Here is a 16,356-nt window from a genome sequence, read left to right as displayed (position 1 = left end):
GCACCGGGGTCGAAAAAGCATTGACACAAAACTTGTCATATAACAATGTAACCAGACGACAAAGGTGAGCAAGCCCGCAAACGAAGAGGGAGGAAGAAAGCATGGACGACGAAACGAAAAATCAGATGGAGATGGCGAATGCGGCCATCTCCCGGCGCAGTGCCTTCGCACTGGCAGGAAAACTTGGCCTTGGTGCAGCAGGCCTCGCCAGCGGGCTGGGAGCAGGTTTTGCCGGCGGTATCAGCGCGGCACGAGCAGCCGATTCATCGCCCGGGTTGCCGAAGAAGCCCTACAAGTTCCACTTCGTCTGCCATGTGACGCTGGACCAGTTCTTCACGCCGACCGTCTACGGCATCCAGGATGCCTGCGCCGCCTTCGGCTGCAGCTACCAGTGGACAGGTTCGCAGAAGAACGTCGTCTCCGAAATGGTCAGCGCCATGCAGACAGCGATCGCGCAAAAGTCGGACGGCATCGCCGTCTGCTTGGTCGATCCGACGGCCTTCGACGCTGCCACCGACATGGCCGCGCAAGCCGGAATTCCGGTCGTTGCCTTCAACGCCGACGTGCCGGTCGGCAGCCCCAACAAGCGGCTCTCCTATGTCGGCCAGCCCCTCTATCAGTCGGGCTACAATTCGGCGCTGAAGTGGCTGAAGCTGATCCCCGAGGGCGGCCACGTCATGCTGTCGATCGGCGTGCCGGGCTCGCTCAACACGCAGCCGCGCCTCGACGGCTACATCCAGGCAATCAAGGACAGCAACAGCGGCGTCACCTACGATGTCGTCAACACCGGTCCGGATCCGGCAACCGAAATCTCGCGTGTCGAGAGCTATTATCTCAGCCACAAGAACGTCAACGGCCTGTTCGGCACCGGCGGTTCCGACACCTATGCCTGCGGTTTCGTGTCCAACAAATACGGGCTGGTGAAAGCCGGCGGCGCGGTGGCCGGCTTCGACCTGTTCCCGCAGACGCTGGACTTCATCAAGGCTGGCGACGTCAACTTTACCACCGACCAGCAGGCCTATCTGCAGGGCTTCCTGCCGGTGCAGCAGATGTATCTCTACAAACTGTCGGGCGGCCTTGTCGGCCCGGCCAACAGCGACACCAGCCAGGCCTATGTGACCAAGGACAATGTCGACGCCTATGTCGGCAAGTCGCGCTTCGAGGGCCGCTCAGACGTCGAGCCGACCTGACACGGTCCGGCCAAGCGAACTCCTGCCCCCGCCACGTCATTTTCCGGTGACGTGGCGGGCCATCGCTGACTGCACGCCATGCGTTCGGCTTGCCTGTCGCCAACCCGCCTTTCGCCCAGTATTCGAAATTAGGAAGTCACAGTGCAGCCAACCAAAACAGCAAGAGCCGGGAAGAGCGCCGTCGGCGTCAAGGTCCCGCACACGATGACGGAAAGGCTGCTGATCCTTTTGTCCCGCTATCGCGAGGCCAGCATCGCCGTCGTCGCCATCGTGCTCGTCATCTATTTCCAGTTCGGCAGCGATGGCGGATTCCTGTCGCCGCAATTCATGAGCGTCGTGCTGCGTGACACCGGCCGGCTCGGCCTGGTCGCCGCGGCGGAAGTCATGCTGATGATCACCGGCGAGATCGATCTGTCGCTCAGCGCCATCTTCTCGATCGCGCCCTATGTCATGGCGCTGCTGTCGGTGACCTATGGCCTGCCGCTGGCCGTCGGCGCGCTGATCGGCGTGCTGATCGGCATACTGGTCGGCGCCATCAACGGCATCATCACGGTGCGCTTCAAGGTGCCGTCGCTGATCACCACCGTCGGCATGCTGTTCTTCCTGCAAGGCATCGTCGTCTCGATCTACAACAGCCAGCCGATCGTGGCGCCGGTCGAGCAGCCCTTCAACGCCATCTTCGGGCAGAGCCTGTACCAGCCGTCGGATGCGCTCCTGTCCTGGCACGGCATTACGGCGTTCACGCCTTTCCTGTGGGCGGTGCTGGTGGTGCTGGTGTTGGCTCTGGTGCTGAACCGCACCACCTTCGGCCTGCACACCATCGCCACCGGCTCCAACATCATCGGCGCCCGCGAGATCGGCGTGCGCACCGACCGCATGAAGATCTACAATTTCATGATCGCCGGCGGCTGCGCTGCCTTTGCCGGCATCATCAACACGGCGCAGTTCACCTCGGCCGATCCGCAGGCCGGCAGCCCGTTCCTCACTTTGCAGGCGATCGCGGCCGCGGTCATTGGCGGCACCTCGCTGCTCGGCGGCTCCGGCACCGTCATCGGCGCACTGATCGGGGCCTTCGTCGTCGCCTCGCTCAACAACGGCCTGGTGATGATCGGCGCCCAGGCCACCGTATCCGACATCTATCTCGGCGCGGCCATCATCGCCGCGATGATCCTCTCAATCCAGGTCGATCGCCTGCGCACACGGAGGCGCGTATGAACACGCAAACCATTCCACCGCTCGCCCCCGATGCGCCCGTCGTGCTGGAAATGTCCAACATCTCCAAGAATTTCGGCGCCGTCACAGCCCTCGTCGATGTCTCGATCAAGCTGCGCCAGGGCGAGGTGCTAGCGCTGGTCGGCGACAATGGCGCCGGCAAGTCGACGCTGATCAAGATCCTGTCGGGCTTCCACCAGCCCGACACCGGCACGATCGTCTCGCAAGGCAAGGAGGTGCGTTTCGCCTCGCCGCGCGATGCGCGTGCGCAAGGCATCGAAACCGTCTATCAGGACCTGGCGCTGATCGGCGACCTCAGCGTCTTCCACAACATGTTTCTCGGCCGCGAGTACCACAAGCGCTTCCTCGGCCTGAACCTGCTGGACAACAGGAAGATGCGCGAACAGGCGCAGCTCTATCTCGATACGCTCGGCATCACGATCCCCAGCGTCAACAGCACGGTCGACCTCCTGTCGGGTGGACAGCGCCAGTGCATCGCGGTGGCCCGCTCGATCTATTCATCGCCGAAGATCCTGGTTCTCGACGAACCGCTGGCGGCACTGGGCGTGCGCGAGAGCGCGCATGTGCTCGGCCTGATCCAGAACTTGCGCAAGCAGCGCCAGGTCTCGGTGATCTTGATCGTCCACAACTACAACCAGATTTTTGAAGTCTGCGACCGCATCAACTTCCTGCATTCGGGCGAGGTCGCACTGGACGCGTCGACGGCCGACACCAGCGAGGAGGAACTGATCCGCATCGTCAAGTCGGGCTTGGGCACCAGGGCGATCGAAGCCGCCGCGGCCGAAGTCCGGCCGGGCCTCGTATGAACCAGCCGGCAAGCCACGGCTGAATCAATCCCCGCCGGCCCGACCACGATCGGCCGGCCCCTTGCATGGAGTATTCGTTTTGACGCTCTCACCCACTGAACTGACCAGATCCCTTGGCCGCGGGCTGCTGTCCTTTCCGCTGACCTTTTTCGACGATGACGGCGGCTTCAACGAAGACGGCTATCGCGCCCATGTCGCCAGCCAAGGCACTGCCGGAGCAAGCGGGCTTTTTGCCGCCGGCGGCACGGGCGAGTTCTTCTCGCTGACGCTCGAGGAGTACAAGCGCGTCGTACGGGCGGCGTCGGACGAAGTGCCCGATCAGCTGCCGCTGCTGGCCGGCGTCGGCTATGGCACACATATGGCGGTCGAGTTCGCCAAGGCCGCCGAGGCCAATGGCGCCGACGGGCTGCTGGTGCTACCGCCCTATCTGGTCAAGTCCGAGCAGGAAGGATTGCGCCGCCACCTCACCGCCATCTGCCGTTCGGTCGGCATCGGCGTGATCGCCTATAACAGGGACAATGCGGTGCTGACGCCCGAGACGCTCGAGCGCCTGGCGCAGGATTGTCCGAACTTGATCGGCCTCAAGGACGGTGTCGGCGACATCGAGCTTCTCACCGCTTTGCGCTACCGCATGGACGACCGCCTGATCTTCATCGGCGGCATGCCGACGGCCGAAGTCCATGCCAGTGCCGCCGCGGCAATCGGCATGACGACCTATTCCTCAGCAATCTACAATTTCGCACCCGAGATCGCGCTGCGTTTCTTCAATGCCCTGCGCGCCGGGCGTACGGCCGAGGTTGGCGATCTCATCCGCTCGTTCTTCCTGCCCTATCTCGCCATCCGCAACCGGCGCGCAGGCTATGCCGTGTCGATCGTCAAGGCCGGCGCGCGCATCGCTGGGATCGACTGCGGCCCGGTCAGGTCACCGCTTCTCGACCTCACGGCAGAAGAGGAGCGGCAGCTGGCCGCGCTCATGCAGTCCTGCAATATGCCGGTCGGAGAGCTGGTGTAGGACGGGATGGTTTGCGGGCGCGAATCGAAGACCGGAGTTGACAGCTTGCTACGATCTGGCGTGACCATCGACCATGCGGCCATAGCGCTCGCGGCCCGCTTCCAGATGCTCGCGCAAGGTGAAGCGGGCGGCTTCGACATTCTGCCGCTCGATGGCCTGGTAGATGCGGCGGTGCTCCATCTGCACCTGTTCGAGATAGAGCCTCCGCTGCTCCGGGGTCTCAGTCCGCGGACGGATCGACTGGCGCGGAATGATGACGGGTCCGAGAAAATGCATGAAGCGTTCGAAATAGGGATTGCCGGTTGCCGAGGCGATCGCCCGGTGGAAGGCAAAGTCCGGCTCGATGGCGTTCTCGCCGGCGGCGATCGATGCATCGATGGCGTCAAGGCAATCGCGCATGCGGGCAAGGTCGTCGTCGCTGCGCTTCTCGGCAGCGATGCCCGCGGCCTCGAGTTCGATGGCGAGCCGCAGCTGCAACACGTTCTGAACTTCCGTCAGCGAGTGAAGCTCGTCGGAGACGATGCGAAACGTGGTGCTGGCCTCATGGTCGGCGACGAACACGCCCGATCCCTGGCGGCTGACGACCAGCCCTTCCGTGCGCAGCGAAGCCATGGCCTCGCGGATCACCGTGCGACTGACGCCGAACTGCGCGATCAGCTCCTGCTCGGTCGGCAGTCTCTCGCCACTGGTCAGATGGCCGGCGCGTATTTCGCGCGCAAACCAGTCGGCAACCTGCGCCGTGCGGCTGATCTGCGGGGGAAGGCCAAAGGAACGTTTCATCGCCATCAAGCAATAAACGAACCATTGTTGGTGGCAACCGCTAATTTGTACGGTAATATGATGAGATTTATGCCACGTCGGCCGCGCGCGATCTCCATTCGCCTTGCCAGGTCCGCGCGAACATGCCTGCGGTATCAGCGAAAGGACAGGGCGTGATGATCCCCGAAAGGCCGGTGCTGTTGACCGGAGCCTCCGGCACGATTGGACGGCTGCTCTCAGCCAGACTGGCAGTGCTGGGCTGGACCTTGCGGCTCACCGACGTCGTGCCCTTGCCGATCCCGCTGCCGGACAGAGCGAGCTTCACCGTCGCCGATCTCGAGGACCAGCAGGCTGTGAACGATATTGCCCAAGGCTGCGGGCTGATCCTGCATTTCGGCGGTATCTCCACCGAGCAATCCTTCGAAACGGTGCTCGGCCCCAATCTGCGCGGCAGCTTCCACATCTACGAGGCGGCGCGCATCCAGAACGCGCGGGTCGTATTCCCTTCCTCCGTGCATGCGGTCGGGCTCTATGAACGGACCGAGATTCTCGATCAGGACTGCCTGTTGCGCCCGGACGGCTATTACGGCCTGTCGAAGGCCTATGGCGAGATGCTGGCGCGGCTCTACTTTGACAAGCATGCGGTCGAAAGCGTGCTGATCCGCATCGGCTCGGTGCTGCTGGAAGTTCCGGACGAAAGGATCCTGTCGACCTGGATATCGCATGACGATTTTGTCCGCCTGGTCGAGCGTTGCGCCGAGGCAGAGCGGGTCGGTTGCTCCGTCATCTGGGGGCAGTCCAACAACAGCCGCGGTTTCTGGCGAAACGATGCCAGGGACAAGATCGGCTGGAGACCGCTGGACAGTTCAGACAGCCAGGCCGAACGCGTGCGCGGCAAGGTGACGGACAATCCGGTGGTCGAGCGCTACCAGGGCGGCAAGTTCATCGTCGTCGACTACAGCCGCACCGACTTCCCGCCGCGCTCGATGTTTGACGACGACTAGGCCGTCACCGCTGGCAGCGGGCTTCGCCCGGCGATCAGATCCGCCGCCTTTTCGGCGATCATGATGACCGCGGCGTTGGTGTTGGATGACACGATGCTTGGCATGACCGAACTGTCGCAGACACGCAGACCTTGCAGTCCGCGCAGGCGAAGCTCGGGATCGACCACACTCGCGGCATCGCTGCCCATCCGGCACGAGCCGACCGGGTGGTAGGCACTGCGCCCATGCTCACGGGCAAAGGCTTCGAGCGCCGCGCGTCCCTTCATTGCCGCACCCGGCAGATGTTCCCGGCTGATGTATTTGGCGAAGGCCGGCTGTGACAGGATCTCGCGGCTGATCTCGATGCCATCGACGGCGCGCTCCAAATCATAGCGTTCGGCAAACGGATTGGGATCGATGATCGGCGCATCGCGCAGATCGGCTGACCGCAGCGTGACGCTGCCGCGCGAGCGGGGGCGGACATGGTAGGAATTCAGCGTGCAGCCATTGCCACCGGGGACCGAGCCGATGCCTTCCTCGACGCCGGCACCGGGCAGGAAATGGAACTGGATATCCGGAGTCTTCTCGGCGCGGTCGCCCCACCAGAAGCCGCCGGCCTCGACGATGTTGGAGGCCACCGGCCCCTTGCCGAACAGCGCGTATTCGAGACCGGCGATCGCCTGCCAGCGCTTCTTCTTGTAGCGGTCGATGCCATGCGGCCCGTTGAGCTCGGCGACGACATCGACATCCATGTGATCATGCAGGTTCTGCCCGACGCCAGGCAGATCATGGATCACTTTGATGCCATGCGCACTGAGATGCGCGGCATGGCCGATGCCGGACAGCATCAAAAGTTTGGGCGAGCCAATGGCGCCGGCGGTGACGATCACCTCGCGTCCGGCGCGCAGCAGCTCGGTGCGGCCATTGACGATGACCTCGACGCCGATGGCGCGGCCGTTCTCGACAACGACGCGGCTGACCGTGGCGTCGGTGCGCAACGCCAGATTCCTGCGGCCAAGCGCCGGCTTCAGATAAGCGACCGCCGTACTGCTGCGTTTCCCCTGACGTGTCGTCGTCTGGTAGAAGCCGGCGCCTTCCTGTTGGCCAGCATTGAAGTCGGCCCGGAACGGAAGACCCGCCTGCTGCGCCGCCTTGACGAAGATCCGCGTCAACGGATGCGGGGCGCCGCTGGAAACGCCGAGCGGGCCATCGGTGCCGTGCTGCGGACCGGCGAATGTGTCATTGCCCTCCGAGCGGATGAAGTAGGGCAGCACTTCGGCGTAGCTCCAGCCGGTACAGCCATCGTCAGCGACCCAGCCGTCGTAATCCTGTGGGCAGCCACGCGTAAACACCTGGGCGTTGATCGAGGAGCCGCCGCCGAGCACACGCGCCTGCGGATAGACCATGGTGCGGCCGTCGATAGCCTTGCCGGGTGCCGTGTCATAGCCCCAGATCAGCGGCCCTGCCGTCATCTTGAAGAAGCCGACCGGCAGATGGATGTAGCGATCGGTGTCGGGCGGTCCGGCCTCGAGCAGGACGACGGACACGTCCGGATCCTCGCTCAGCCGGGCGGCCAGAATGCAGCCGGCCGAGCCGCCGCCGACGATGATGTAATCCGACATTCTCACTCCCTGGCAGGCAAAATCAGCGCCCTGCCCTCCGCGTGCGACGATCTCAAGTCGCTTGTGCTGCGTCAAGAGAAAGGGTATGGTTATCGTGTTGAAGGGTTGTCGTACAAGTGGAGGAGCTTGACAATCCATTGATCGGAGGCCCGGCCGCGCTCCCCGCGCATGCCGCCGGGCGGGAAACAGATTTCAATCGGGAGGTTTGAATAATGAAGGACAAGACGAGTTTTACGCTTTCCGGCACAGTCAGTCGCCGGACGCTGATGATGGGAGCCACCGCCGGCGTGGCGGCGCTTGCCATGCCGAAGGTTTTGCGCGCTCAGGAAAAGCCGACGCTGGTGACATCGATCCGGTCGTTGTCCAACCCCTATCACGCGGTGTGGAAGACCGGGGCCGAGGCCTATGCCAAATGGGCAGGGCTCGAACATGTCACACTGGTTTCGGAAGGCAACAGCGAGAAGGGCATTGCCGACATCAAGGCGATGTTGGCCAAGACCGGCGGCAACATGGTGCTCAATTCCGATCCCAACGACACGCCTGATGCGCGCCCGATCGTAGAGGCCTGCGCCAAGGCCGGCGCCTATGTGGTGACGCAATGGAACAAGCCGGCGGATCTGCACCCGAAGGACTTCAACCCGAACTATGTTTCCCACATCGAGTTCGACGGCATCGCAAGTGGCAAGACCATCGCCGAGATCCTGTTCAAGACCATCGGCGGCAAGGGCGGCATCGTGGCGCTCGGCGGCCTGATCTCGACCACGGCGGCGATCGAGCGCAAGAAGGGCCTGGACGCAGCGCTAGCCGCCAATCCCGACATCAAGCTGCTCGACTTCCAGGTCGCCAATTGGAAATCGACCGAGGCCTTCGACCTGATGGGCAACCTGCTCACCCGCTTCGGCGACGACATCAAGGGCATCTGGGCCGCCAATGACGACATGGGCTCCGGCGCACTTGAAGCGCTGCGCGCAGAAAACCTTGCCGGCAAGGTGCCGATCGTCGGTGTCGACGGTATCAAGACGGCGGTCGACGCGGTGCGCACGGGCGAGTTCGCCTGCACCGTCACTTCGGATCCGTTCTGGCAGGGCGGCATGGGTCTCGCCATCGGCTACAATGCCAAGATCGGCAAGTTCGATCCGGTCAAGGAGCCGCCGGAGCACCGCGAATTCTACGGCAAGGCGGTGCTGATCTCGCACGACAATGTCGAGGAATATTACAAGACCAATGTGGATGCGAAGCCGGAGATCGACTGGAACGACCTGTGGGGTCGGGTGACCGGAGCCATCCGGACCTGACCGCCGGAGCGGGCTGCTCTCCCTGGCGGCCCGCTTCCTCTTACCGTCGTCGTGCATTGCATCCGCATCGGCGACTGTCATCAGCAGACGGGAAGCGGTTTCTTGACAATCCATACAGAACCCATGAAGTCCGTTTCGGACATCGAGCGGACGACGCTTATGACATTTCTCCCCGGCCGCATCGCCACTGTGTTCGGTGGCAGGCGCTGGCGCAGCCTGGCGCCGCTGGCGGTGCTGATCGTGCTGTGCATGCTGATCGCCATTGCCAATCCCAATTTCATCGAGCTGCGCAACCTGGTGCGTCTCGCCAATTCGGCCGCGGTGCCGCTGACGCTGGCGATGGGCCTGACCTTCATCATCCTGATGGGCAGCATCGACCTTTCCGTCGAGGGCACGCTGTCGGTGTCGGCGATGGTGGTCGTGCTGCTCGCCGCCAATGACAGCAATGGCAACGACTATGGTTGGTGGGCGGTGCTGGCCGCGGTCATCGCCGGTACCGCCATGGGCTTTGTCAGCGGCCTCGTCCAGACCATGCTGCGCATCCCCTCCTTCATGGCCACGCTCGGCATGTGGTTCATCGGCCTTGGCCTGTCGGTCTATATGCTCGGCGGCTCGGCGATCCGGCTCAACGACGCCACGATCCGCGACCTGGCACTGCATCGTTTCCTCGGCCTGCCGCTGGCGGTGTGGGTCGCCACCGGCGCGTTCCTGCTCGCCGCTGTCATCCAGTATCACACCAAGCTCGGCCGCCACATACTGGCGATCGGCGGCGACGAGGATGTCGCCAAGCTCTCCGGCGTCAACGTGGTGCGCGTGCGCATCACCGCGTTCGCGCTGGCCGGTTTCTTCTTCGGCATATCCGGCGTGCTTGCCGCTGCACAGCTCGGTCAGTCGCACGCCGTCATCGGCGACGGCAGGCTGTTTGCCGCGGTCACCGCCGTCGTCGTCGGCGGCACGGCGCTGACCGGCGGCGAAGGCGGCGTCGTCAACACGCTGATCGGCGTGCTGATCGTCACCGTGCTTGCCAACGGCATGATCCTGCTCGGCATCTCGCCCTACATCCAGCAGACCGTGCAAGGCCTGATGATCATCGCCGCGGTGGCGCTGTCGCTCGACCGCATGCGCCTCAGAATCGTGAAGTGACCGCCATGCTGCAGGCGTCCCACATCATCAAGAACTTTCCCGGCGTGCAGGCCCTGCGTGACGTCTCGATCGAGGTCCGGCCGAACGAGGTGGTCGGGCTGATCGGCGAGAACGGCGCCGGCAAGTCGACGCTGATGCGCGTGCTGGCCGGCAGCTACCGGCCGGATGGCGGCAGCCTCACGCTGGACGGCGAGCAGCTTCGCATGCGCAGTCCGCGCGACGCGGCCCGGCATGGCATCGGCATGGTGTTCCAGGAACAGTCGCTGGTGCTCAATCTGACGGTCGCCGAAAACATCTATCTCGGCGAGGAGGACCGCTTCACCCGCTTCGGTATCGTCAACTGGCGCGCCATGAACGCCGCGGCGCGCCGCCAGCTGGCCAAGATCGGCGTCGACATCGACGTCACGGCGCGCACCTCCGAGCTCACCTTCGCCGCACGCCAGATGGTGGAGCTCGCCAAGGCGCTGACGCTGGAGGAAGTGGTCGAGCGACAGCTGCTCATCCTGCTCGACGAGCCGACCTCGGTGCTCAACGCCGCCGATATCGAAGTGCTGTTCGCGCGCGTGCGATCGCTGAAGTCCCGCGCGAGCTTCGTCTTCGTCTCGCATCGTCTCGACGAGGTGCTTGCGATTTCCGACCGCGTCTACACGATGAAGGACGGCGCGGTGGTGGCCGAACACCGCGCGGCCGAAGTCACCGCACCGGAGTTGCACGAGATCATGGTCGGGCGCGGCCTGCAGGCCGAATATTACCGCGAGGCCCGCCAGCAGGCGCCGCGCGAGACGGTCATGGTCGAGGCCAAGGGACTTGGCGCGAACGGCGCCTACCATGGCGTCGATCTCAAGATCAGGGCCGGCGAGATCGTCGGCATCGCCGGGGTCGTCGGCTCCGGCCGCGAGGAAGTGACGCGTACCATCGGCGGCTTCCTTCAGCACGATTCCGGCGACATGAAAATCGCCGGCGACACGGTGCGCTTCGGCTCGCCCGAGCCCGCCGTGCGCAAGGGTATCGGCTATGTGCCACGCGAGCGGCGGCTCGAGGGGCTGGTGATGTTCCTGTCGATCGCCGAGAACATTTCGCTGGCCGATCTCTCCAGCGTCATGCGCCATGGCGCCATCGACTATGGCAAGGAGCGGCGGTTGGCCGCCGACTGGATCAAGCGGCTGCGCATCAAGGCGCCCGGCCCCGATGCCGCCTGCCGCAAGCTCAGCGGCGGCAACCAGCAGAAGGTGGTGCTGGCGCGCTGGATGACGGCGGGCTCGCGCATCCTCGTGCTCGACCACCCGACGCGCGGCCTCGACGTCGGCGCCAAGGAGGAGGTCTACGAACTGGTCCGCGATCTCTCCGCGCAAGGCGTGGCGATCCTGCTGATTTCCGACACGCTGGAGGAAACCATCGGCCTGTCGCACCAGGTGCTGGTGATGCGCGACGGCGAGATCACCGCGCGCTTCGATGCCAGCCCGGGCAACAAGCCGAACCAGGTCGACCTTCTTCGGGCAATGGTGTGAGCCGATGAATGAAGCTTTCTCCCTCAGGCGAATTTTCGAAGGCAAGTGGACGCAAGGCGCCATTCCGCTGGTCCTGCTTGTCGCCTTGCTTTTGATCATCGAGATCGCCGCGCCCGGCTTTCTCACCGGCGAGACCGTGGCGCTGCTGTTTGCCAACACCGCCGTGCTGTTCATCCTGGCGACCGGCGTCACCTTCGCCATCCTGCTCGGCGGCATCGACCTGTCGATCCAGGCGGTCGCCTCGCTGGCCAGCGTCGTCCTGGCGCAATTGCTGCCCTCGCTCGGCCTCGCCGCCTTTCCCATAGCGATCCTGTCCGGCCTCGCCTTCGGTGCGTTGAGCGGCATCGTTCATGTCAAGCTACGCGTGCCGTCCTTCGTGGCGACGCTCGCCACCGGCGGCGTGGTTACCGGCATCGCGCTGTGGGTGTCCGACGGGCGCGCCATCACCATCGAGGAAGGTGGCCGCGAAAACACCGCCTGGATCAACGCCACGGTCGCCGGCCTGCCGGTGGTGGTGCTGATTTCGGCCGTCATCGGCATCGCCAGTTTCCTCGCGCTGCGCTACACGCGCTTTGGCCGCCAGGCGATTGCGGTGGGCGCCGGCGAGCCGGCCGCCTGGGCGGCGGGCATCAATGTCGACCGCACCAAGATCATCGCCTTCGCCGCCTCGGGCATGCTGGCCGCCATCGCCGGCGTCGTATTGGCGGCGCGGCTGTCGAGCGGCTCGCCGGTCCTTGCCAACCAGCTGCTGCTGCCGGCCATTGCCGCCGTCATCGTCGGCGGCACCGCCATCACCGGCGGGCTGGGCGGCGTCGCCCGCACGGCGGTCGGAGCGCTGATCATCTCGATCGTGCGCATCGGCATGACCTTCGTCGGCGTCAACATCTTCCTGGAAAACATGGTGTTCGGCGCGGTGCTCATCGCCGCCGTCGCCATCACCATCGACCGCAGCAAGATTGCGGTCATCAAGTGACAGTTTTATCCGCACCGCCTCCCAAGCAAGCGCGGACAGGACGGGGTCGCATCACAGGCTCGATGCGACCCCGCCCGATCAGGTCGTTACATCGTGTCGAGACCGATCAGCTCGATCTTGTAGCCATCCGGATCTTCCACGAAGGCGATGTGGGTGGTGCCATGCTGCATTGGCCCTGGCTTGCGCGGAATCTTGGCGCCGCGCTTCTCCAACTCGGCGCAGACGGCGTAGATGTCGTTGACGCCGAGCGCCAGGTGGCCGAAGCCGGTGCCGATCTCATAGGGCTCTTCCCTGCCCCAGTTCAGCGTCAGCTCGACGACAGCTTCCTTGTCCTCCGGCCCATAGCCGACGAAGGCATTGGTGAACTTGCCGCCAGGATAGTCCTCCCGGCGCAGCAAGGTCATGCCGAGAACCTCGGTGTAGAAGGCAATCGACTTGTCGAGGTCGAGCACCCTGATCATGGTGTGCATATAGCGAAAGCCCGGGGCGTCGCTCATTGGGAAAGTCCTCCGTGTCAGGTGATTTGCTGGTCTGACCATCCACATCAAACGGGTGGCGGGGATATGGCTTCGCTTGATGTTCTAAATCAGGGTTGTATGATAACACGACAAGAACGGTGGTTGTCCAGTCGTTTTCCCCTGGGGTCCAGAGTCAATTCATGAATGTCGTGCCGCCCACCTCCGCATCGCTGACATCTGCCCTTGCCGGCGTGCTGCCGAATGGCGGATTGCTGACCGCGACGCAAGACCTCGCGCGCTATAGCCGCGATTGGTCGGGCGACCATTTCGGCCGCCCGCTGGCGGTGGCGCGGCCGGCATCGGTCGAGGAGATGTCGGCGCTGATGCGGTATTGCCATGCGCAGCGTATCCCGGTCGTGCCGCAAGGCGGGTTGACCGGCCTCGTCGGTGCGGCCGTCGCGGCCGATGGCGGCGAGATCGTCATCTCGCTGGAGCGCATGAACCGGATACGTTCGATCAGCCCGATCGATTTCGCCATGGTGGTCGAGGCCGGCTGCATCCTCGAAGATGCCAAGCGCGCCGCCGAGCAGAGCGACTGCCTGCTGCCGATCACCTTCGGCGCGCAAGGCAGCTGCCGGATCGGCGGCAATGTCGCCACCAATGCCGGCGGCTTCAACGTGCTGCGCTACGGCATGACGCGCGACCTGGTGCTTGGCCTCGAAGTGGTGCTGGCCGACGGCCGCGTCTGGAACGGGCTGAAGGTGCTGCGCAAGGACAATCGCGGCTACGACCTCAAGCAGATCTTCATCGGCTCGGAAGGCACGCTCGGCGTCGTCACCGCCGCCGCGCTGAAACTGTTTCCCAAGCCGACGCAGATCGAGACGGCGCTGGTGGGCCTGCGTTCGGTCGAGGATGCGATGGCGCTCTATGCGCGGGCGCGGCGCGACTGCAGCGACCTTCTCACCGCCTTCGAACTGATCCTGCGCGGCGGCATCGAGATCACCATGCGCGAGGGCGCGGACTTTCCCGATCCGCTTGATAAGGCCTACCCGGCCTATGTGCTGATCGAGGTGTCTTCCGGCGGGCTCATCGACCTGTCCGCCATGCTTCTGGGCTTTCTCGGCGGCGTCACGGATCTCGTCGAGGACGGCATCGTGGCCTCGACGCGGGCGCAGGCCGAGCGGTTGTGGCTCTATCGCGAGATCATGGTCGAGCGCCAGGGCCGCGGCGGCCGCTATCTGCGCACCGACGTCTCGGTGCCGATCTCGAAGCTCGCCGATTTCGTCACCGATACGCTCTTCGAATTGCAGCGCGCGCGCCCCGACGCGCTGGCCGTCACTTATGGCCATGTCGGCGACGGCAACATCCATCTCAACGTGGTGCCGCCGGAAGGCATGGCACCTGACGCGGTTGAGCATCTGTTCGAGGAGGCGGAGGCGGTGATCTTCGCCATCGTCGATCGCTATGGCGGCTCGATCAGCGCCGAGCACGGCATCGGCCGGGTCAAGCAGAAGGCGTTCCTCGAACGCATCGATCCGGTGACGCTTGGTCTGGCGGCAGGCATCAAGGAAGCATTCGATCCGCGCCACATCCTGAGCAACGGCCGCATTCTGGCAAGCAGGCCCGATCATGGTCTATAGGTGAGCGATGACGCTGAAACTCGACAAGGTCAATCGCGGTCCGCATCTCTCCACCTTGGTGGCGAGTTCCATCTCGCGCGAGATCGCGCAAGGGCGCCTCAAGCCCGGCGACCAGCTGCCGACCGAGCAGGCGCTGGCGACCACGTTCGGCGTCAGCCGCAACGTCGTGCGCGAGGCGATCGCGCGGCTGCGCTCGGAAGGCCGCATCTGGTCGCAGCAGGGGCGCGGCGCCTTCGTGGTGGAGAGCAACAACCCGACGGTGCTGACCATCGACTATGAGGCGCTGCAGCGCGCCGACTCGTTCCGCAATCTGTTCGAACTGCGCGGCATCCTCGAGGTGCAGGCGGCGGCCTTTGCCGCAAAGCGGCGCACCGAGGCCGATCTCACCGCGATGGGCGCCGCGCTGGCCGGCATGCGCGCGGCACCCTATGGCAGCGTCGCCTGGCTGCGCAGCGACCTCGAATTCCACCGCGCCGTCGCCGAAGCGACGCGCAACGGCTACATGGGCCAGTTCCTGGGCTTCGTTTCCGAGCGTGTGCGCGAAAGCATCCTGGCCGCCGGCAACCAGCAGAAATCGGACGACATGGCGCGCATCACGCTGGGCGAGCACGAGCGCATCCTGACCGCCATCCGGGCAGGCGATGTCGAGGGCGCCCAAGCGGCGATGCGCGACCATCTGGCGGGCGCGGCGCTGCGGGTTGGGCTGCACGATGGGGAGACGGCTGCGGAGGCTGCTCCTGTGCCAGAGGCAGCCTCTCCGGTGCGGCATTCACGGCTGCGGAAGGCTGTGCGCGGGCAGGCTGCGCGGTAGCGGTTTCGTCCTCGGTGCTATTTCGTCCGAATTTTTCGACTGGTCGGCGGAGCACACTCACGGCAGAGTGTGACCATGTGCAACCTCTACAACATCACCACGTCACAAGAGGCCGTCCGCCAATGGACCCGGACTCTGCGGGACATCCTGGGCAACCTTGAGCCGTCCATCGACATCTATCCCAACCGCCCCGGCCCGGTGGTGCGCAATGCGCTGGACGGGCAGCGGGAATTGGCGAACCTGCTGTGGGGCATGCCGACACCCGTTGAGCGGATGAAGGGCAAGGCGGACTACGGCACGACCAACATACGCAATCCCCAGTATGGCCATTGGCAGCAATATGTCGGCGTCGAGAACCGTTGCGTGGTGCCGGTGACCAGCTTTGCCGAGCCGAGCCCGACACCCGGTGACAAGGACCCTGAGACAGGCATCCAGCGGAACTACTGGTTCGCTCTCAATGAGGACCGCCCGCTGTTCTTCTTCGCTGGCCTCTGGACCCCGTGGCATGGGGTGCGCAAGGTCAGGGATGGCCCCGGCGATTTCGAGCTTTACGGGTTCATGACGACCGCTCCCAATGCGCTCATCAAGCCGATCCATGAGAAGGCCATGCCGGTGATCCTGAGGACGCAGGAGGAGACCGAGACGTGGCTGACAGCGCCATGGTCTGAGGCGAAGCGGCTACAGCGCACGGCGCCTGACGATGCCCTTGTGATTGTCGAGAAGCCGGCCACGCAGATCAAGTTTCCCGAGCAGGCACCACCCCTGCCAAGCCAAGGCTCGTTGTTCTAGATGGCTGGCCTTCGGGTAATGTCGGACGTAGCACCGGGCCTTGCAATTGCCATCTTTCTTGCAATCTTGGTCGTTTTTCGTCGTAAGCAGCATTAAGCAAATCGGCGGCAAGTGATTGAAATGCCGGGCTGTTA

Annotated in this window: 15 protein-coding genes; 12 read left to right on the top strand and 3 right to left on the bottom strand. The window is 64.4% G+C overall.

Features of this window, described 5'->3' with window-relative positions:
* Positions 1-101: 101 nt before the first annotated feature.
* The 4 genes from ASD12_RS10300 (at position 102) to kdgD (ending at position 4,241) form a co-directional block, all read left to right on the top strand.
* Positions 102-1,190 (top strand): sugar ABC transporter substrate-binding protein, encoded by a 1,089-nt coding sequence (locus ASD12_RS10300; RefSeq protein WP_056585032.1) that lies wholly within the window; start codon positions 102-104, stop codon positions 1,188-1,190.
* Between the two features lie 141 nt (positions 1,191-1,331).
* The gene (locus tag ASD12_RS10295; protein ID WP_057144808.1) at positions 1,332-2,405 is read left to right on the top strand and encodes an ABC transporter permease; all 1,074 of its coding nucleotides are present in this window, start codon (positions 1,332-1,334) and stop codon (positions 2,403-2,405) included.
* Positions 2,402-3,229 (top strand): ATP-binding cassette domain-containing protein, encoded by an 828-nt coding sequence (locus ASD12_RS10290; RefSeq protein ID WP_056585028.1) that lies wholly within the window; start codon positions 2,402-2,404, stop codon positions 3,227-3,229. Before ASD12_RS10295 ends, ASD12_RS10290 begins: the two co-directional genes overlap by 4 nt.
* A 79-nt stretch (positions 3,230-3,308) precedes the next feature.
* On the top strand, positions 3,309-4,241 hold the full coding sequence (kdgD, locus tag ASD12_RS10285; protein WP_056585026.1) for a 5-dehydro-4-deoxyglucarate dehydratase: 933 nt from the start codon (positions 3,309-3,311) through the stop codon (positions 4,239-4,241).
* A gap of 48 nt (positions 4,242-4,289) precedes the next feature.
* On the opposite strand, the gene ASD12_RS10280 is transcribed toward kdgD, so the two are convergent.
* Positions 4,290-5,021: a FadR/GntR family transcriptional regulator gene (locus ASD12_RS10280; protein WP_162252237.1), complete on the bottom strand. Its 732-nt coding sequence runs from the start codon at positions 5,019-5,021 to the stop codon at positions 4,290-4,292.
* A gap of 155 nt (positions 5,022-5,176) precedes the next feature.
* Between ASD12_RS10280 and ASD12_RS10275 the strand changes: the two genes are divergently transcribed.
* Positions 5,177-6,004 carry an NAD(P)-dependent oxidoreductase gene (locus tag ASD12_RS10275; RefSeq protein ID WP_244482817.1) on the top strand — a complete coding sequence of 276 codons (828 nt, stop codon included), beginning with the start codon at positions 5,177-5,179 and terminating at the stop codon, positions 6,002-6,004.
* On the opposite strand, the gene ASD12_RS10270 is transcribed toward ASD12_RS10275, so the two are convergent.
* Positions 6,001-7,605 carry a GMC family oxidoreductase N-terminal domain-containing protein gene (locus ASD12_RS10270; protein ID WP_056585021.1) on the bottom strand — a complete coding sequence of 535 codons (1,605 nt, stop codon included), beginning with the start codon at positions 7,603-7,605 and terminating at the stop codon, positions 6,001-6,003. The genes ASD12_RS10275 and ASD12_RS10270 overlap by 4 nt on opposite strands.
* Positions 7,606-7,817: 212 nt before the next feature.
* On the opposite strand from ASD12_RS10270, the gene ASD12_RS10265 reads away from it, so the two are divergent.
* The 4 genes from ASD12_RS10265 (at position 7,818) to ASD12_RS10250 (ending at position 12,524) form a co-directional block, all read left to right on the top strand.
* Complete coding sequence (locus ASD12_RS10265; RefSeq protein ID WP_056585020.1) at positions 7,818-8,900, top strand: sugar ABC transporter substrate-binding protein; 1,083 nt, start codon at positions 7,818-7,820, stop codon at positions 8,898-8,900.
* Between the two features lie 159 nt (positions 8,901-9,059).
* Positions 9,060-10,043: an ABC transporter permease gene (locus ASD12_RS10260; RefSeq protein WP_056585146.1), complete on the top strand. Its 984-nt coding sequence runs from the start codon at positions 9,060-9,062 to the stop codon at positions 10,041-10,043.
* A gap of 5 nt (positions 10,044-10,048) precedes the next feature.
* Positions 10,049-11,551, top strand: coding sequence for a sugar ABC transporter ATP-binding protein (locus ASD12_RS10255; protein ID WP_056585019.1), 1,503 nt, complete (start codon positions 10,049-10,051; stop codon positions 11,549-11,551).
* 4 nt (positions 11,552-11,555) lie between these two features.
* Positions 11,556-12,524, top strand: a complete 969-nt coding sequence (locus ASD12_RS10250; protein WP_056585017.1) for an ABC transporter permease — start codon at positions 11,556-11,558, stop codon at positions 12,522-12,524.
* Positions 12,525-12,610: 86 nt separating this feature from the next.
* On the opposite strand, the gene gloA is transcribed toward ASD12_RS10250, so the two are convergent.
* Positions 12,611-13,021: a lactoylglutathione lyase gene (gene gloA / locus ASD12_RS10245; RefSeq protein WP_056584998.1), complete on the bottom strand. Its 411-nt coding sequence runs from the start codon at positions 13,019-13,021 to the stop codon at positions 12,611-12,613.
* A gap of 161 nt (positions 13,022-13,182) precedes the next feature.
* On the opposite strand from gloA, the gene ASD12_RS10240 reads away from it, so the two are divergent.
* From ASD12_RS10240 to ASD12_RS10230, 3 genes are all read left to right on the top strand, one after another.
* Positions 13,183-14,622 (top strand): FAD-binding oxidoreductase, encoded by a 1,440-nt coding sequence (locus tag ASD12_RS10240; protein WP_056584996.1) that lies wholly within the window; start codon positions 13,183-13,185, stop codon positions 14,620-14,622.
* A 7-nt stretch (positions 14,623-14,629) separates the two neighbouring features.
* Positions 14,630-15,433, top strand: a complete 804-nt coding sequence (locus ASD12_RS10235; protein ID WP_056584995.1) for a FadR/GntR family transcriptional regulator — start codon at positions 14,630-14,632, stop codon at positions 15,431-15,433.
* A 75-nt stretch (positions 15,434-15,508) separates the two neighbouring features.
* Positions 15,509-16,222 carry an SOS response-associated peptidase gene (locus tag ASD12_RS10230; protein WP_056584993.1) on the top strand — a complete coding sequence of 238 codons (714 nt, stop codon included), beginning with the start codon at positions 15,509-15,511 and terminating at the stop codon, positions 16,220-16,222.
* The last annotated feature ends 134 nt before the right edge of the window (positions 16,223-16,356 follow it).

Source organism: Mesorhizobium sp. Root102 (genome assembly GCF_001425625.1).
Lineage (GTDB): Bacteria > Pseudomonadota > Alphaproteobacteria > Rhizobiales > Rhizobiaceae > Mesorhizobium.
The sequence above is the reverse complement of the archived record's forward strand: the minus strand, read 5'-3'. Positions and strand labels throughout refer to the sequence as shown.